General features: G+C 71.3%; 15 protein-coding genes and 1 riboswitch. Of the genes, 7 read left to right on the top strand and 8 right to left on the bottom strand.

Features of this window, described 5'->3' with window-relative positions; translation table 11 throughout:
* Positions 1–68 precede the first annotated feature (68 nt).
* From ACFWM2_RS09030 to ACFWM2_RS09015, 4 genes are all read right to left on the bottom strand, one after another.
* Positions 69–743, bottom strand: coding sequence for a response regulator (locus tag ACFWM2_RS09030; RefSeq protein WP_383275056.1), 675 nt, complete (start codon positions 741–743; stop codon positions 69–71).
* Complete coding sequence (locus ACFWM2_RS09025) at positions 740–2,131, bottom strand: sensor histidine kinase (RefSeq protein ID WP_383275053.1); 1,392 nt, start codon at positions 2,129–2,131, stop codon at positions 740–742. The genes ACFWM2_RS09030 and ACFWM2_RS09025 overlap by 4 nt, the downstream gene beginning before the upstream one ends.
* 102 nt (positions 2,132–2,233) lie before the next feature.
* Entirely contained in the window at positions 2,234–3,061 is an 828-nt protein-coding gene (locus ACFWM2_RS09020; RefSeq protein ID WP_383275051.1) for an ABC transporter permease, read from the bottom strand.
* Positions 3,062–3,092: 31 nt separating this feature from the next.
* On the bottom strand, positions 3,093–4,028 hold the full coding sequence (locus ACFWM2_RS09015) for an ABC transporter ATP-binding protein (protein ID WP_383275048.1): 936 nt from the start codon (positions 4,026–4,028) through the stop codon (positions 3,093–3,095).
* Positions 4,029–4,366: 338 nt separating this feature from the next.
* Between ACFWM2_RS09015 and ACFWM2_RS09010 the strand changes: the two genes are divergently transcribed.
* A complete protein-coding gene (locus tag ACFWM2_RS09010) occupies positions 4,367–5,812 on the top strand; it encodes a gamma-aminobutyraldehyde dehydrogenase (protein WP_383275045.1) in 1,446 nt (481 codons plus the stop codon).
* 254 nt (positions 5,813–6,066) lie between these two features.
* Positions 6,067–7,431: an FAD-dependent oxidoreductase gene (locus ACFWM2_RS09005; RefSeq protein ID WP_383275042.1), complete on the top strand. Its 1,365-nt coding sequence runs from the start codon at positions 6,067–6,069 to the stop codon at positions 7,429–7,431.
* A 198-nt stretch (positions 7,432–7,629) separates the two neighbouring features.
* Here ACFWM2_RS09005 and ACFWM2_RS09000 read toward each other — a convergent pair whose 3' ends face one another.
* Positions 7,630–8,403, bottom strand: a complete 774-nt coding sequence (locus ACFWM2_RS09000) for a carbonic anhydrase (protein WP_383275039.1) — start codon at positions 8,401–8,403, stop codon at positions 7,630–7,632.
* A gap of 227 nt (positions 8,404–8,630) precedes the next feature.
* On the opposite strand from ACFWM2_RS09000, the gene ACFWM2_RS08995 reads away from it, so the two are divergent.
* Positions 8,631–9,710, top strand: coding sequence for a diaminopropionate ammonia-lyase (locus tag ACFWM2_RS08995; RefSeq protein ID WP_383275036.1), 1,080 nt, complete (start codon positions 8,631–8,633; stop codon positions 9,708–9,710).
* Positions 9,711–9,747: 37 nt separating this feature from the next.
* On the opposite strand, the gene ACFWM2_RS08990 is transcribed toward ACFWM2_RS08995, so the two are convergent.
* Complete coding sequence (locus ACFWM2_RS08990; protein WP_383275033.1) at positions 9,748–10,662, bottom strand: glutathione S-transferase family protein; 915 nt, start codon at positions 10,660–10,662, stop codon at positions 9,748–9,750.
* Positions 10,663–10,858: 196 nt separating this feature from the next.
* A riboswitch (SAM riboswitch) is annotated at positions 10,859–11,000 on the bottom strand.
* Between the two features lie 267 nt (positions 11,001–11,267).
* On the opposite strand from ACFWM2_RS08990, the gene ACFWM2_RS08985 reads away from it, so the two are divergent.
* The 4 genes from ACFWM2_RS08985 (at position 11,268) to ACFWM2_RS08970 (ending at position 14,577) form a co-directional block, all read left to right on the top strand.
* A complete protein-coding gene (locus ACFWM2_RS08985) occupies positions 11,268–11,393 on the top strand; it encodes a putative leader peptide (RefSeq protein ID WP_383275030.1) in 126 nt (41 codons plus the stop codon).
* A 74-nt stretch (positions 11,394–11,467) separates the two neighbouring features.
* Entirely contained in the window at positions 11,468–12,679 is a 1,212-nt protein-coding gene (locus ACFWM2_RS08980; protein WP_383275027.1) for an LLM class flavin-dependent oxidoreductase, read from the top strand.
* Positions 12,680–12,697: 18 nt separating this feature from the next.
* Positions 12,698–14,107 carry an NtaA/DmoA family FMN-dependent monooxygenase gene (locus ACFWM2_RS08975; protein ID WP_383275024.1) on the top strand — a complete coding sequence of 470 codons (1,410 nt, stop codon included), beginning with the start codon at positions 12,698–12,700 and terminating at the stop codon, positions 14,105–14,107.
* 254 nt (positions 14,108–14,361) lie between these two features.
* On the top strand, positions 14,362–14,577 hold the full coding sequence (locus tag ACFWM2_RS08970; protein WP_383275021.1) for a DUF6243 family protein: 216 nt from the start codon (positions 14,362–14,364) through the stop codon (positions 14,575–14,577).
* A gap of 301 nt (positions 14,578–14,878) precedes the next feature.
* Here the strand turns inward: ACFWM2_RS08970 and ACFWM2_RS08965 are convergent, their stop codons facing one another.
* Together ACFWM2_RS08965 and ACFWM2_RS08960 are read right to left on the bottom strand one after the other, a co-directional pair.
* On the bottom strand, positions 14,879–16,021 hold the full coding sequence (locus ACFWM2_RS08965) for a homoserine O-acetyltransferase (protein ID WP_383275018.1): 1,143 nt from the start codon (positions 16,019–16,021) through the stop codon (positions 14,879–14,881).
* Positions 16,022–16,026: 5 nt separating this feature from the next.
* Positions 16,027–17,388 (bottom strand): bifunctional o-acetylhomoserine/o-acetylserine sulfhydrylase, encoded by a 1,362-nt coding sequence (locus ACFWM2_RS08960; RefSeq protein WP_383275015.1) that lies wholly within the window; start codon positions 17,386–17,388, stop codon positions 16,027–16,029.
* Between the last annotated feature and the right edge of the window lie 94 nt (positions 17,389–17,482).

Raw genomic sequence — 17,482 nt, 5'->3', positions numbered from 1 at the left:
GTGGTTACTGCTTCGTCGGGAGGGTGGGTGCCCTCCGGCGTAGGTGATTGAACGGTTTCAATCGTGAGTCAGCGGGGCCGGTCGGTCCCGACGACGCCGGCCTCGTAGGCGATGATCACGGCCTGGACGCGGTCACGGGCGCCGATCTTGGCGAGGACCTTGCTGACGTGGGTCTTGATGGTGGACGCGGACAGGACCAGCCGGTCGGCGATCTCGCTGTTGGTCAGTCCCTGCGCGATGGCCAGCAGGACCTCCCGCTCGCGCCCGGTGAGCCCGGCCAGGCGGGTCTCGGACGGCGGGATGTCGGGATCCGGTTCCGGAGTCCGCTGGACGAAGGTGTCGAGCAGCCGGCGGGTCAGTGCCGGGGCCGCGACGGCGTCTCCGGCGGCGACCGCTCTGATGCCGGCGAGCAGTTCGTCCGGCAGCGCGTCCTTGAGGAGGAAGCCGCTGGCCCCGGCACGCAGGGCGCCGTAGGCGTACTCGTCCAGATCGAAGGTGGTGAGGACGAGTACGCGGGAGCGGCTCCCGGACGCGACGATCCGGCGGGTGGCCTCGATGCCGTCGACACCGGGCATGCGGATGTCCATGAGGACCACGTCGGGCCGCAGTTCCGCCGTCCGCCGGACGGCCTCGGCGCCGTGTCCGGCCTCCCCGACGACGCTGGTGTCGGGGTGGGCGTCGAGCAGCATGCGAAAGCCGAGGCGTTGCAGCGGCTGGTCGTCGACGATGAGCACGGTGGTCATGGCCGGTTCTCTCCAACGGCGGGCGGAAACAGGGGCAGGACGGCGTGTACGACCCAGCCACCGACGTCTGTCGGCCCGGCCTCGGCACTGCCCCCGGCGAGGGCGGCACGTTCGACGATACCGACGAGGCCCTGCCCCGGGTGACCAGCGGGTCCTGGCACCGGCGAGCCGTCGGGCGGGCCGCTGTCACGGACGCTCACGTCGGCCTCCCGGTCGGTGACCCGCAGGGTGACCTGGATGGAGGTGGCGGCTCCCGCGTGCTTCAGGCTGTTGGTGAGGGCTTCCTGGACGATGCGGTAGACCGCGAGCTGCACGCCCGGCGCCATGGAGTCGTGCGGTCCGGCGGTGCGGTAGGAGATCCGCGGTCCGGCGGCCTGGGTGCGCTCCAGCAGGCCCGCCAGGTCGGCGACACCCGGCTGCGGACTCAGGTCGGCGGTGCCTTCCTGCCCGTCGGGCCGTTCGCGCAAGGCACCGAGCGTGCGCCGCAGTTCGGTGAGCGCCTGGCGGCCGGTGCCCGCGATGATCCGCAGGATCTCGGCGCCGCGCGCGGCATCCGGGGCGGCCGCGGCACCGTCGGCCAGGCCGATGATGACGGCCAGGTTGTGGCCGACGATGTCGTGCATCTCCCGGGAGACCCGGGAGCGTTCGGTGAAGACGGCGAGCTGCTCGCGCTGTTCGCGTTCGACCTCCAGGCGGGCCGCCCGGTCGGCCAGCACGACGAGCTGGGCCTCGCGTACCCGGACGACCAGCGCGACCGCGATGGCCGCCGTCTCGGCGCAGTACAGGAAGAACAGGACCGTCAGGGACTGCTGGTGGAACGGCTGGATCAGGAAGGAGGCCACGCCGAGCGTCACCGCCGTGCACAGCGCCGCCCAGGGGAGTCTCTTGATCCAGTCGTAGCGGGCCATCGAGTAGAGGGCGATGATCAGGCCGGTGACCGTGCTGCGCAGATTCAGGCCCAGGGACCACTGGAACAGGCAGCACGCCACCACCACCGCCAGCACGACGGACGGAGCGCGGCGCCGCCAGACCAGGGGGAGTGCCTGTCCGGCCAGCGAGGCGAGGATCAGCGGTGTGACGTCCGGATGGGGGCGGGGGCCGTGCCCTTCGTCCGGCACGAACAGATTGAGGACGCCCATCGCCAGTACGAACAGGGCCAGGAGCGCGTCCAGGATGACCGGATGCGCGCGGCTGATCCGGCGCAGCCCGTGGGCCAGGCCGACGGCCCGGCGCACCAAAGGGCTGCTCCACAGTGCGTCGAGCTCGAGCTCGCCCGGCGGGAGGTCGCCGCCTCGCAGCGTGCCGTCATTGCCGGTCCGTACGGTTTCGGCCTTGCCTCTTTCGGCGGTCCGTACGGTGCCGTCTGTGCCCCCTTTGCCGCTCCGCACGGTGCCGCCTTCTCCCTCGGGTCCGCTCCGCCCGGGTCGCCGGTCTCCGCGATCACGGTGGGGCGATCGCGGAGACCTGGGTCCGTCCATGCTCCGAGCCTGTCACGCGTCGGAGCGCTTGAGCCGCCAGACCGCACCGGCCACGGCGACGGCGACCCACCCGACGAGGACCGCGAGACCCGCTCCCGGGCTGAGGGTGTTGCTCGCCTGGTGGAGGGCGAACATCGACCCACCGGCGTTGCTGGGCAGATAGGGGCTGATGTCGTCCTTCAGCGAGGTGGACAGCAGCTCGGTGAAGAGCGGCAGCAGCATGAAGACGGCGACCAGGGCGCCGATGCCCCCGGCGACGGAACGCACGAGCGCTCCGAGCGCCACCCCCAGAACACCCACGAGGGCGAGATACACCCCCGCGCCGAGGAGGCTGCGCAGCACGCCCGAGGAGGAGACGCTGAGCGCGACGTCCGTGCCGTGCAGCACGCCCTGCGTCGCGAAGAAGGAGATGAACACCCCCACGACGGTGAGCAGGAAGGCGACCGCGCCGAAAGAGGCGATCTTCGACCACAGCACCGGCAGCCGCGTGGGAACGGCCGCGAGAGTGGAGCGGATCATGCCCGTCGAGTACTCCCCGGCCATCACCAGAACGCCGAGCACACCGAGGGCGAGCTGAGCGAAGTTGATCCCGCCCAGGGCGATGGCGATGCCGTCATGGGCGTCCGACCCCGGCCCCCGGCCGTCGCCGCTGGACGAGTAGGTCCCGGCGAAGATCAGTCCGAACCCGACCAGGATCACCAGGCTCAGGCCGAGCGTGATCCAGGTGGAGCGCAGTGACCAGAGCTTGGCCCATTCGGCGCGCAGCACGCGCGGGCCGGTGACCTTGTAGTCGGGGCGGGTCCGCGCGGCGGTGGGCTCGGCGGTGAGTGCGGTGGTCATACGGTGCTCCCGACGGGGGTGCTCGCGGTGGTCATACGGTGCTCCCGACAGGGGTGCTCGCGGCGGTCCCGTGGTACTCGACGGACTCACCGGTCATCGCCATGAAGGCGTCTTCCAGCGAGACGGCCTGCGGGGTGAGCTCGTAGACGGGAATGGAGTGCTCGAAGGCCGTCGTGCCGATCTGCCGTGCGTCCAGGCCGGTGACATGGAGCTCCTCGGAGCCCGCGGCGCCGGTGATCTCCACGTCCGGGCCGAGCAGCAGCTCGCGCAGCCGGGCGGGGTCGCCGGTGAGGACCTTCACGCTGTGCCCGCCGGCGTCCTGGATGAACTGCTCGACGGTGGTGTCGGCGAGGAGCCTGCCCCGGCCGACCACGACGAGGTTCGTCGCCGTCATCGCCATCTCGCTCATCAGGTGGGAGGAGACGAAGACGGTGCGTCCCTCCGCGGCGAGGCCGGTGAGCAGCCGGCGGATCCACAACACGCCTTCCGGGTCGAGCCCGTTGACCGGCTCGTCCAGCATCACGGTCCGCGGATCACCGAGCAGTGCCGCGGCGATGCCCAGGCGCTGGCCCATCCCCAGGGAGAACGCGCCCGCGGGCTTGCGGGCGACCTGGGTGAGGCCGGTCATCTCGATGACCTCCTCCACCCGGCGGCGTGGGATGCCGTGGGTGAGGGCGAGGGAGTTCAGGTGGTTGAAGGCGGAGCGGCCGGGGTGGATCGACTTGGCCTCCAGCAGCGTCCCCACCTCCTGCAGCGGGGCCCGGTGTTCGGCGTATCGGCGTCCGTTGACCGTCACCGAGCCGCTGGTGGGCGCGTCGAGGCCGACGATCATCCGCATGGTGGTCGACTTGCCGGCGCCGTTGGGGCCGAGGAAACCCGTGACGACACCCGGCTTGACCGTGAAGTCGAGGCCGTCGACGGCGGTTTTCTCGCCGTACCTCTTGACCAGCCGGTTGATTTCGATCATTTTCCGTCCCTGCGTGTCGGTGGCGAGGCCGGTCCGTGCGCGAGTCCGCCGGGGGCCGTGTCCCAACGGTAGGAAGCGGGACGGGCGAAACGCCGGTACCGCGGGCTGAACCTCGGCCGCGGGCGGTACCGGGGTACCGCGCTTCCGTGAGCCTCAGGGATGATCCGGTCCCGAGACGCTCGGGTGTGCAAATCATCCCCAGCACCTGCGGCCCATGGACGAATCCACCACTTCTTGGCCGCTCGGACGACGGTTAGCGTCGCTGTCCTGGGCGGACGACCAGGCCTCGCCAGGTCGTCCGTGCCACGATTCCCGAGCCGCGAGGAGCACAGAACGCCGTGAGCGAGATCCGTACGCTGCGCAATCACATCGACGGCGCGTTCGTCGACGCGAAGGACGGTCGCACACTGCCGGTCGTCGACCCCACGACCGGTGAGGTGTACGCGAGTTCACCGCTCTCGGGGGCGGCGGACGTGGACGCCGCGATGGCGGCCGCGGCATCGGCCTTCTCCGAGTGGCGCGACTCCACTCCCAGCACCCGGCAGAAGCTGCTTCTGAAGATCGCGGACGCCGTCGAGGCGCGGGCCGAGGAACTCGTCGAGGCGGAGTGCCGGGACACCGGCAAGCCCCGCGCCGTGACCAGGACCGAAGAGATCGTTCCGATGGTCGACCAGCTGCGCTTCTTCGCGGGCGCGGCACGGCTCCTGGAGGGCAAGTCCGCCGGCGAGTACATGGAGGGGCTGACCTCCATCATCCGGCGGGAGCCGATCGGGGTGTGCGCGCAGGTCGCACCCTGGAACTACCCGATGATGACGGCGGTGTGGAAGTTCGCACCGGCGATCGCCGCCGGCAACACCGTGGTCCTCAAGCCCTCGGACACCACCCCCGCCTCCACCGTGCTGCTCGCCGGGATCGTCGGTGACGTACTCGAGGAGCTGAGCCTGCCCGCCGGTGTGCTCAACGTGGTGTGCGGAGACCGGAACACCGGGCAGCTCATGGTCGAGCACCCGGTCCCGGCCATGGCCGCCATCACCGGTTCCGTACGGGCCGGCATCCAGGTCGCCGAGAGCGCTGCCAAGGACGTCAAGCGCGTCCACCTGGAGCTCGGCGGCAAGGCACCCGTCCTGGTCTTCGACGACGCGGATCTCGCGCAGGCCGTCGAGGGCATCACCACGGCGGGCTTCTTCAACGCCGGCCAGGACTGCACGGCCGCCACCCGGGTGCTGGTCCACGAGTCGGTGCACGACGAGTTCGTCGCCGTACTGGCCAAGGCGGCCGCGGGCGTCAGGACCGGTGGTGTCGACGAGGAGGGCGTGTTCTTCGGCCCGCTCAACAACGTCAACCAGCTCGCGCAGGTCAGCGGCTTCGTCGACCGCCTTCCGTCGCACGCCAAGGTCGAGACGGGCGGTCACCGCGTCGGTGAAGAGGGCTACTTCTACGCTCCGACCGTCGTCTCGGGTCTCAGGCAGGACGACGAGATCATCCAGAACGAGGTCTTCGGACCGGTCGTCACCGTCCAGTCCTTCACGGACGAGGAGCAGGCCGTGGCCTGGGCCAACGGCGTCGACTACGCACTCGCCTCCTCGGTCTGGACGAAGGACCACGCCCGCGCCATGCGGCTGTCGAAGCGTCTCGACTTCGGCTGCGTGTGGATCAACACCCACATGATCCTCGTGGCCGAGATGCCGCACGGCGGCTACAAGAAGTCGGGCTACGGCAAGGACCTCTCGGCGTACGGCTTCGAGGACTACACCCGCATCAAGCACGTCATGACCTCGCTCTGACGCGTGGTGACCGGGAGTGGGACAGGGCGGCCCTGCTCTGACGCGCCGGGCGCATGCGCATGGTGATGGGCTGAGGAAGCTGCCGGTGGGCGGGCGCCGCGGCCCAAAAGCCGAGGAAGCTGCCGGTGGGCGGGCGCCGCGGCCCATAAGTCGGGCTTATGAGGTCATAGATCGGACCCGGCTACTAACTTAGGCTTGCCTTAGTTTAAGCTTCCGGGCGTGTCACCCTGCCGTCGCTCGAAGGGAACCTGATCATGCCTCGCCCTCTGCGGGTAGCCATTGTCGGAGCCGGCCCTGCCGGGATCTACGCTGCCGACGCGCTGCTGAAGTCCGCAGTGGCGGCCGAGCCCGGTGTGTCCATCGACCTCTTCGAGCGGATGCCGGCCCCGTTCGGTCTGATCCGCTACGGCGTCGCCCCCGACCACCCCCGCATCAAGGGCATCATCACGGCCCTGCACCAGGTGCTCGACAAGCCGCAGATCCGTCTCTTCGGCAATGTCGACTACCCGGGGGACATCAGCCTGGACGACCTCCGTACGTTCTACGACGCGGTGGTCTTCTCCACGGGGGCGACGGCGGACCGCGACCTCTACATACCCGGGATCGACCTCGCCGGCTCGTACGGTGCGGCCGACTTCGTCTCCTGGTACGACGGGCACCCGGACGTGCCGCGGACGTGGCCGCTCGAGGCGGAGAAGGTCGCCGTCCTCGGCGTGGGCAATGTCGCGCTCGACGTGGCCCGCATCCTGGCCAAGACCGCCGAAGAACTGCTGCCGACCGAGATCCCGCCGAACGTCCACGAGGGACTCAAGGCGAACAAGGCCCTGGAGGTCCACGTCTTCGGCCGCCGCGGCCCGGCGCAGGCGAAGTTCAGCCCGATGGAGCTGCGGGAGCTGGACCACTCCCCGAACATCGAGGTCATCGTCGACCCCGAGGACATCGACTACGACGACGGCTCGATCGCGACCCGGCGCGGCAACAAGCAGGCCGACATGGTCGCCAAGACCCTGGAGAACTGGGCGATCCGCGACGTCGGCGACCGCCCGCACAAGCTGTTCCTGCACTTCTTCGAGTCGCCGGCCGAGATCCTCGGGGAGGACGGCGAAGTCGTCGGCCTGCGCACCGAGCGCACCGCTCTCGACGGAACCGGCAACGTCAAGGGCACCGGCGAGTTCAAGGACTGGGACGTCACCGCGGTCTACCGCGCCGTGGGTTACCTGTCCGACAAGCTCCCCAAGCTCCCCTGGGACGTCGAGTCGGGCACGGTCCCGGACCAGGCGGGCCGGGTGATCGAGGAGACCGGCGAGCACCTGCAGTCGACGTATGTCACCGGCTGGATTCGGCGTGGTCCCGTGGGCCTCATCGGCCACACCAAGGGCGACGCCAACGAGACCGTCGCCAGTCTGCTCGACGACCACGCGAACGGACGTCTGCACACCCCCGCCGCGCCCGCTCCGGAGGCCGTCGACGCGTTCCTCGGCGAGCGGAACGTCCGCTTCACCACCTGGGAGGGCTGGTACCGGCTGGACGCCGCGGAGAAGGCCCTGGGCGAGACGCAGGGCCGGGAACGGGTGAAGCTCGTCGAGCGTGAGGACATGCTCGGGGCGAGCGGCGCGTAGGCCCGACCTTTCCGAAGCGGATCAGGGGCGGCTGCCTGTTCGCCGGCCGGTCGCCCCGGTCGCTGCGGTGGGCAGAGTGGCTTCCGGTGCGTCCGTTTGTCGCGGGCGCGTCCGCCCGCAGCTTCCAGCCCCCGTTGGATGGCGGACGCCCTGTGCGGGACCCTCCCACCCCCGACGGTGGCAGGGCCCCGCCGGCAGTCAGCTGATGCGGTGGACCCGCTGAGTGGTGAGCTCGTACCGGGCGCCCACGACGGCCAGTTGGCCCGTCTCGATCCTGGCGGCGAGATCGGGCTCGGCGGCGAGCCGGGACCTGACCAGACGGATGTTGGCGGTGATGGTCGCGTCGATGCGTGCGTCGCCGTCGACCGAGTGGTCTATCGCCGGGCTGATCTGGTCGGCCAGATACTGGATGTGGGACGGGAGCTTCTGGCCGCTGCCGTCCGCCTGTACGGCGGCCGAGACGGCGCCGCACGACTGGTGTCCGAGGACCATGACGAGGGGGATGCCGAGCTCCAGGACGCCATAGGCGATGCTGCCGATGACCGCTTCGTCCAGGACCTCGCCCGCCGAGCGCACAGTGAGCAGATCGCCGAGGCCCTGGTCGAAGACCAGTTCCGGTGACACCCGGGAGTCGACGCATCCGAGGATGACGGCGAAGGGGTGCTGCCCGGCGATCAGTTCCTCCCGGATGGTGGAGGTCTCGTCGGGGTGCTGCTCGCGCAGGGTGCGCCAGCGTCGATTGCCCGCCGCCAGTGCGCTCAGGGCGGCTTCGGGAGTGGAGGGCCGTGTGGTGGAGGCGACGGCGGGGGAGCCGGCGGCGACGGCGGGGGAACCGAGCGCCAGCCCGGAACCGGCGGCCGCGGCCCCGGTCAGTGCGGCGCGCAGGACCGTGCGTCGCGGGTGCTGTGCGGTGGTCGCGCGCACGGCTCTGTTCCGGCCGTCGGCTATGGGGGGTTGGGAGTTGGCTGTCACGTAGGAAACGTAGGTGTGGGGGGCGTGCGGAGGGGGCGCGTTGCAAGATGCATAGCGCCTCTTTGCGCAGTCTTGGATCATGCCTCGGGGACTGTTGGTTGCCCCTCCGGGTGACGTCATGCCGCGTACGTGCCACCAGGGACGGTGAGGTCGCCGATGACATGTCGCGGGTGCCGTACGCGCGCGTGTATCGGCAGGCCGCCCGGCGAGCGAGGAGGACATGAGTAGTGGCCGAGTACTGGTTCGCGCGCCCCGAAGCCCGGAGCTGGACCTGCGCACCTGCGCCGGCCCAGGTGCGGGCCTTTCACGCCGCACTGCCCGGGTACGCCCCCACTCCGTTGACGGAACTCCCGGCCGTGGCAGCCGAGTTGGCTGTCGGTCGGGTCTTCGTGAAGGACGAGTCGGCGCGGCTGGGGCTGCCCGCGTTCAAGGTGCTGGGCGCGGCCTGGGCCGTGCACCGGACGCTCGCGGAGCGGGAAGCCTCGGCGGGACCGGTGACCCTGGTGACCGCGACCGACGGCAACCACGGCCGCGCGGTGGCCCGTACGGCCCGCGTGTTCGGGCAGCGCGCCCATGTCTTCGTGCCGCAGGGGGTGCACCCGGCGGCCGCGCGCGCCATCGCCGCCGAAGGAGCCGAACTGACCCTGGTCGCAGGCCACTACGACGACGCCGTGCGCCTGGCGGCCGAGGCGGCCGCCGCCCCGGACGCGGTCCTTGTCCAGGACACCGCCTGGCCCGGCTACGAACGCGTTCCCGGCTGGATCGTCGAGGGCTACTCCACCCTCTGCGCCGAGATCGACAGCCAACTCGCCACCGCCGTGGGCGCCGGGCCCGATCTCGTCACCGTGCCCGTGGGAGTGGGCTCGCTGGCCCAGGCCGTCGTCACCCACTACCGCAGCCGCCCCGCGGAACGACGCGCGCCCGCGCTGCTCGCGGTGGAACCCGACACCGCCGCGTGCGTGACGGAGAGCCTCCTGCGCGGTGAACGGGTGAGCGTCACCACCGGCGGGACCGCCATGGCGGGCCTGAACTGCGGTACACCGTCCAGCATCGCGTGGCCCCGGCTGCGGGACGGCCTGGACGCCGCGGTCTCCGTCACGGACGCGGACGCCTTCCGCGCCGCCGGCGACCTGGCCGCCCTCGGTCTCTCCTCCGGCCCCTGCGGCGCCGCTTCGCTGGCCGGAACCAGGGCCGCGCTCACCGGCGACGATGCCACGGAACGTCGTACGGCCCTGGGCATCGGCCCCGCTTCTACGGTCGTCCTGCTCAACACGGAGGGCGCCGCCGCCAACCCCGCGTCCCTGTAGGGCTGATCGCCGAACGGGGACGGACGGCGGCAGCCGGTCAGATCACCTGGTGGTCCGGGCGGAGCACCCGCCCGCGGAACGCCGGGTGGGCGTCGAGGCGTCGCACGTAGTCCCGCAGATGCGGCAGATGCGCGTACGGGGAGACAGCACCGGGGGTTTCGAGGTGGACCAGGGCGACCCAGAGGTCGATGTCCGCCGCGGTGAGTTCCTCGCCCAACGCGTAGGCGGTTGCGGCGAGTCGACGGTCCAGCAGCTCCAGTGCCGCCGTCCGCCGGTGCGGCCGCGCGGTCGGGGTGACGTCCGTGTCCAGGAGCTCACGGAGGGCGTCGATGTCCTCCGCCAGGGCCGACGGACGCAGTACGGGGACACCGCATCCGTTGCGGCCGGCGGCAAGGCCCGCGAGGTCGCGCAGAATGTCGGGGGTGTCATTGCTGACGACGCGTCCGGTCCAGCGGTCGCACAGCGCGGGAGCGGTCAACGGGCCGTCGTAGTGGTGCCAGGTGGCTTCGTAGGCGCCGCGCAGCGAGGCGAACGCGTCCGAGGTGTCGGCGGAAAGGCCGAGAAGTGTGGTGGCGACCGAGTCCTCCAGACCCAGTACGCCGAGGGTCAGCGAGACACGCAGCGAGAGCGGACAGTCCGCGGACAGATACAGCTGATAGCGGTGCGGCGCGGGGTAGAAGCCGCCGGCGACGTCGACGCCGATCCGGTTGTGGATGTGCTCGGCGCGACCGGCCGACGAGGTGCCCCGGGGCCGGGGGAGCGCGCCGATCTGGGCCGGCAGCTGGCGGGTCGGGGCGTACGCGGCCGGAGGGCACGGGGCTGGAGCGCTCGGCGCCGGAGCGCAGGCGGCGGTGCCTGTGCCGGACGTGCGGGTGCCGGAGGTGAGGGCGCTGCCGGCGGTGCCGGCACAGGATGCGCCCGTGCTGGAGGTGTGCGACATGGTCTCGGGCATGACTCTCCATGGGATGCGAAAGTCCCGGCCGCCTTGTGGGCGCCGCGACGGAACGGAGTGACTGCGCTTTCGTACCGGTCCGGATCGGTCGGACTAGTACGCGCTGGAGACACGCAACAGATCGATGTGCAGGCGTCTCGTCAAGCTGTTCCTGGGCAATTCCCACCGGCTTCGCACTCGGGGCTCGCGAGACGCGAGACCACGCTTGTCCCGCCGCACCGGCGGAACCCGGTCGTCACCCGGGGCACCCCGTCGCGGTGGAAGGGTTGCCTGCCAGCGGGCCGGGGCCGATGACCACCAGCAGGAAACCCTGCCGAGGGGCGCTGACAATCGTGACCGTCCCCGTCAGTGTCGTGGCGCTCCGTGAGGGCGTCAAGAAGGCGTCCACGAAGTCTCACGACGTGGTCCTCCGCGGAGTCCCGCGACGTGGGCCGCTGTGAAATCCCGCCACTTGGTCCTCGTCGCGTCTCACCACGTGGTCCTCCGCGCCTCACCACGTGGTCGCTCGACCGGCGGCCGACAGCCGTCCGGCGCCGCCGGAACAAAGAGCGCGGCCCCGCGGTTGCGAGAGTCAAAGGCACCGGACCGGAGCGGAGGTGGGAGCGATGAGCGGCATGCCGCCCGTGTCCCACAGGCCTGTCGCCGCCGTCCGCCCCGGTCGCCGAATCCGGCTCTACTCCCGCGCGCACATCGATCTGCTGCGCGTGGCCGGCGCGCTCTGTCGCCCCTGACCTGTTCTCCCGCCGCCGGCCCCACCGGATGAGGGCCGGCGATCTCCCATGGTCGACCAGGAAGGCACTCTGCCGTGTCCCCGATTTCTCCGCTGCACCTCGCCGTCGCGCTCGACGGCGCCGGCTGGCACCCGGCCGCATGGCGCGAGCCCGCGGCCCGTCCCCATGACCTCCTCACCGCCGGCTACTGGGCCGACCTCGTTGCCGAGGCCGAGCGCGGACTGCTCGACTTCGTCACGATCGAGGACTCCCTCGGCCTCCAGTCGTCCCGTTTCACCGAGCCCGACGGGCGCACCGACCAGGTGCGCGGCCGGCTCGACGCGGTGCTCGTCGCCGCCAGGATCGCCCCGCTGACCCGGCACATCGGACTCGTGCCGACCGTGGTCGCCACCCACACCGAGCCGTTCCACATCTCCAAGGCCATCGCCACCCTGGACTACGTCAGCGGCGGCCGGGCCGGTCTGCGCGTGCAGGTGTCGGCCCGCCGGAATGAGGCCGCGCACTTCGGCCGCCGTACGATCCCCGGCTTTGGCATCGAGGACCTGGACACCCCGGCGGTACGGGAGTTGACCGCGGATCTCTTCGAGGAGGCCGGGGACTACGTCGAGGCGGTGCGCCGGCTGTGGGACAGCTGGGAGGACGACGCGGAGATCCGGGACACCGCGACAGGCCGCTTCATCGACCGCGACAAGCTGCACTACATCGACTTCGAGGGCCGCCGCTTCAGCGTCAAGGGGCCCTCGATCACGCCCCGTCCGCCGCAGGGCCAGCCGATCGTCAGCGCGCTGGCCCACGAGACGGCGTCCGGTGCCCTGTTCGAGCTGGTGGCCCGGTCCGCCGACATCGGCTACGTCACCCCGCACGACCCCGACGAGGCCCGAGCCGTCGTCGCCGCGATCAGTGCCGCTCGGACGGCGGCAGGGCGGGCGGAGGAGCCGCTGCATCTCTTCGGCGACCTGGTGGTGTTCCTCGACGAGGACCCCGCGGCGGCCGCGGCCCGCCGGGACCGGCTGGACGGTCTGGCGGGCTACCCGTACACCAGCGACGCACGGGTCTTCACCGGATCGCCCGCCCAACTCGCGGATCTGATCGAGGAGTTGGCGCAGGCGGGACTCTCCGGCTTCCGGCTGCGGCCCGCCGTCATCGGCGACGACCTGCCGGCGATCACGCGGGGCCTGGTGCCCGAACTCCAGCGCCGAGGAGCGTTCCGGCGTGCGTACGAGAGCGACACCCTGCGCGGGCTGCTCGGTCTCGCCCGCCCCGCGAACCGCTACGCCACCGTCTGAGCCGGAGGGATCCCCGTCATGAGCAACCCGTCGACCACCTCGACCGACAAGCCGCTGAAGCAGATCCATCTGGCGGCCCACTTCCCCGGCGTCAACAACACCACCGTGTGGAGCGATCCGCAGGCCGGCAGCCACATCGACTTCAGCTCGTTCGCGCACTTGGCCCGGACCGCCGAACGCGCCAAGTTCGACTTCCTCTTCCTCGCGGAGGGGCTGCGGCTGCGCGAACAGGGCGGACAGATATACGACTTGGACGTCGTGGGCCGGCCGGACACCTTCACCGTCCTCGCGGCGCTCGCCGCCGTCACCGACCGGCTCGGACTGACCGGCACCATCAACTCCACCTTCAACGAGCCCTACGAGGTGGCGCGCCAGTTCGCGAGCCTCGACCATCTGTCGGACGGCCGCGCCGCCTGGAACGTGGTCACCTCGTGGGACGCCTTCACCGGCGAGAACTTCCGCCGCGGCGGCTTCCTCCCGCAGGAGGAGCGGTACTCCAGGGCCAAGGAGTTCCTGGCCACCGCCCACGAGCTGTTCGACTCCTGGGCCGGCGACGAGATCGTCGCCGACCGGGAGACCGGCACGTTCCTGCGTGACGCACGCGCCGGAGCCTTCGTGCACCAGGGCCAACACTTCGACATCCACGGGCAGTTCAACGTCCCGCGCGGTCCGCAGGGCCGGCCGGTGATCTTCCAGGCCGGAGACTCCGAAGAGGGGCGCGAGTTCGCCGCCTCCGACGCGGACGCGATCTTCAGCCGGCACAGCAAGCTGGACGCGGGGCGGGAGTTCTACGCCGACGTCAAGGGCCGACTGGCCCGCTACGGCCGCAGGCACGACCAGCTGCTGATCCTGCCCGCCGCGTCGTTCGTCCTCGGCGACACGGACACCGAGGCCGAGGAAATCGCCCGCGAGGTACGCCGGCAGCAGGTCAGTGGCGCCACCGCGATCAAGCACCTGGAGTTCGTCTGGAACCGCGACCTTTCGGCGTACGACCCCGACGGCCCGCTGCCCGACATCGACCCCGATCTCAGCGAGCACACCATCGCCCGCGGCCGGGCGCAGGTGCGGATGTACCGCGACCCGCTGGCCACCGCCCGGGAGTGGCGGGAGCTCGCGGCCGCGAACAAGTGGTCCATCCGCGATCTGGTCATCGAGACCGGCAACCGCCAGACCTTCGTCGGCTCCCCGGCCACCGTCGCCGAGAGCATCAACGCCCTCGTCCAGGCGGACGCTGCCGACGGCTTCATCCTGGTGCCGCACATCACGCCCGGCGGCCTCGACCCCTTCGCCGACACGGTCGTACCCCTCCTCCAGGAGCGGGGAGTCTTCCGGCACGACTACACGGGTACGACTCTGCGCGACCACCTCGGCCTGGCCGAGCCGGCCGCCCTGGACAGGGAGGCGGTGACCCGGCGGGTGGCGTCCTGAGGGACCCACGTCCGGTGGAGGTGCTTGGACTCCCGGAAGGAAACGGCTGATCCCGGGGGCTCGGCGAAGGCCCGGCCGACACCGTGCGGCGAAGAGGTTGGTGCGCGGGGCCGACGGGACCGGGTAACGTCTTTGTCATGTTCTTCCAGTCGCCGATCTACGGAGTGAGAGCGTGATGGGCCCCCGCTGACGTCGCCGCCCGACCCCCCATCGATGAATCCGTAGATCACTTCACATCATTACCGGGAGAACCCGTGACCGTGAGCAAGAACATCAACAACCCCGTGGGCATGGGCGGCGGCAAGCGCAAGAAGCTGTCCCGCGCCGAACGGCAGAACAACGGTCCGTACCGCAACCTCGACCGCCAGGGTGCAGCCGAGCAGAAGGCGGAGCTGGTGCGCAAGATGCGCGAGAAGGCAGGCGCAGCCGGGGGTGCCGGGCAGGCGGGCGACGACGCCGCACAGAGCTGACGCACCGCCGCCGCAGGGCGGCACCGCAGGGGGCAGGGTCCTGACCGCGACGCGCGGTCAGGACCCTGCCGCCGTCTCGGGGCTCCGCTGCCGTACCGGGTGCGGCCGGTCCCGCTCAGCTCTCAACCGACCACCCGGGGTAGCCACAGATTCGGCAGCCCCGTCACCGCCACCACCCCGAGCTGCACCAGCAGCGTCACCACCAGCGCGTTCCCCGTGCCCGGCCCGCGCGGCACCGCAGCGAAGGGGCGTCACGAGCTTCGCGCAGAACCGCGGGCTCAACCCGGTGACGGGACAACCATCACGGCAGCAACTCCCTTACGAGCGCTGCAACCTGCTCCACCTCGATGAGGAAGCCGTCGTGCCCGTAAGGGGATTCGACCAGCCGGAGGTGGTCCGCCGTGGAGATCCCGGCGGCCAACTCCGCCTGCTGCGACGGCGGATAGAGACGGTCGGAGCCGACCGCGGCGACGAGGGTCCTGGCGGTCACCCGGCGCAGCGCGGCGCGGACGCCTCCACGGTCGCGGCCGACGTCATGACTGTTCATCGCCTGCGTCAGCGTGAGATAGCTGCCCGCGTCGAAGCGGCGCACCAGTTTGTCGGCGTGGTGGTCGAGGTACGACTCGACCTGGTACCGGCCGCCGCTCCAGGGGTCTTCGGTGCCCTGCGGCGCGCGTCCGAAGCGCGTCCGCAGCTCCGGCTCGCTGCGGTACGTGATGTGGGCGAGGCGACGGGCCAGACCCAGCCCCGCGTGCGGGCCGCGGCCCGGTCCCGCGTCGTGGTAGTCACCGCCGGACCAGTGCGGGTCACCTTGCAGGGCATGCAGCTGGACGGCGGCCCAGGCGATCTGCTCGGCGCTCGCCGCCGCCGTGGTGGCCAGCAGCAGAAGAGCACCCGTGCGCTCCGGATGGGTCACCGCCCACTCCACGGCACGCATCCCGCCCATGGACCCGCCGATCACCAGCGCCCAGCGGTCGATGCCGAGCGCGTCGGCCCAGTCGGCCTCCGCCGCGACCTGATCACGCTGTGTCAGAAAGGGAAAACTGCTGCCCCAGGGCCGCCCGTCCGGCCGCGGTGACGACGGTCCGGTGCTGCCCTGACAGCCGCCCAGCACGTTCGGGGCGACTACGAAGAAGCGGTTCGTGTCCAGTGCCCGGCCCGGTCCGACGAGCCCGTCCCACCAGCCCGGGGTCGGGTGCCCCGGCCCGGCGGGCCCGGCGACATGGCTGTCGCCGGTGAGCGCGTGCAGCACCAGCACGGCATTGGAGCGGTCCGGTGCGAGCCGCCCCCAGGTCTCGAACGCGAGCCGCACGCCCGGCAGTTCGCCGCCCGACTCCAGGGCCAGCGGCTTCTCCCGGACGTGCCACTGGCGCCGCCCGGGCGGGTCCCCCTCCCGCCAGGCCCCGGAGGCCGGCGGAAGGGGGACCTCCGAGCTCGTCGGCACGGTGTTCAGGACGCTCCCTTGGCCGCGCGGAAGCCGGCCTCCAGGTCCGCCTTGAGGTCGGCGAGGTTCTCGATGCCGACCGACAGCCGGACCAGACCGGGCGAGGTGCCGGTCGCCGCCAGCTGCTCCTCGTCGAGCTGACTGTGCGTGGTCGACGCCGGGTGGATGATGAGACTGCGGACGTCACCGATGTTGGCGAGATGGCTGAAGAGCTCGACGGCGTCCACGAACCGCTTGCCCGCCTCGACGCCGTCCCGCAGCTCGAAGGCCAGCACCGCGCCGGCACCTCGCGGCAGATACCGCTGTCCGGCCTCGTACCACCGGTTGGACTCGAGGCCCGGGTAGTGCACGACGGCGACCTCGTCGCGCTGCTCCAGCCACTCCGCGAGGGCCTGGGCGTTGGCCGAGTGCCGCTCGATCCGCAGACTGAGCGTCTCCACGCCCTGCAGCAGCAGGAAGGCGGAGTGCGGGGAGAGGGCGGGCCCGATGTCGCGCAGCAACTGCACCCGCAGCTTGATCGCGAAGGCGCCCGGGCCGAGCGCCGGCCAGTACTGCAGGCCGTGGTAGCTGGGGTCCGGCTCGCTGAAGTCGGGGAAGCGCTCGGCGTGGGCGCCGAAGTCGAAGGTGCCGCCGTCCACGACGACACCCGCGATGGTCGTGCCGTGGCCGCCGAGGAACTTCGTCGCCGAGTGGACGACGATGTCGGCGCCGTGCTCGATGGGGCGCAGCAGGTACGGGGTCGGCACGGTGTTGTCCACGATCAGCGGGACGCCGGCCTCATGGGCGACGTCCGCCACCGCCCGCACGTCGAGGATGTTGCCGCGCGGATTGCCCAGCGTCTCCGCGAACAGGGCCTTGGTGTTGGGCCGGATCGCCGCCCGCCAGGCGTCGGAGTCGTCCGGGTCGTCGACGAAGGACACCTCGATCCCGAACTTGGGCAGGGTGTGGCGGAAGAGGTTGTACGTTCCGCCGTACAGGGACGTGCTGGAGACGATGTGGTCGCCCGCGCTCGCCAGGGTCAGGATGGCGAGGGTCTCCGCGGCCTGCCCGGAGGCGAGGGCCACGGCGGCGACACCGCCCTCCAGCGCGGCGATGCGCTGCTCGAGGACGTCCTGCGTGGGGTTGTGGATCCGGGTGTAGATGTTGCCGGGCTCAGCCAGCGAGAACAGGTCCGACGCGTGCTGGGTGTCGCGGAACACGAACGAGGTGGTCTGGTAGATCGGCACCGCCCGCGCCCCGGTCGTCGGGTCCGGCGTGGCACCGGCGTGGATCTGCTTGGTCTCGAACGACCAGGCCGAGGTGTCGGGACCGGTGGGTTCGTCCTCGGGGGTGTGCCCCGCGGTGACGGAGTCGATCGGCTGGCTCATGGTTCTCCCTTGTACGGCGTACGGAGGCGCGCGTGAGGTGGAGGAGTGCGGGGGTGGGCGAAGGCGCCGCGGGGCTGCCGACAGGGCAGCTGCG

Origin of the sequence: Streptomyces sp. NPDC058371 (genome assembly GCF_042723265.1) — a bacterium.
Lineage (GTDB): Bacteria > Actinomycetota > Actinomycetes > Streptomycetales > Streptomycetaceae > Streptomyces.
Note: the sequence above shows the minus strand (reverse complement) of the source record. Positions and strands in the feature narration are given on the sequence as shown.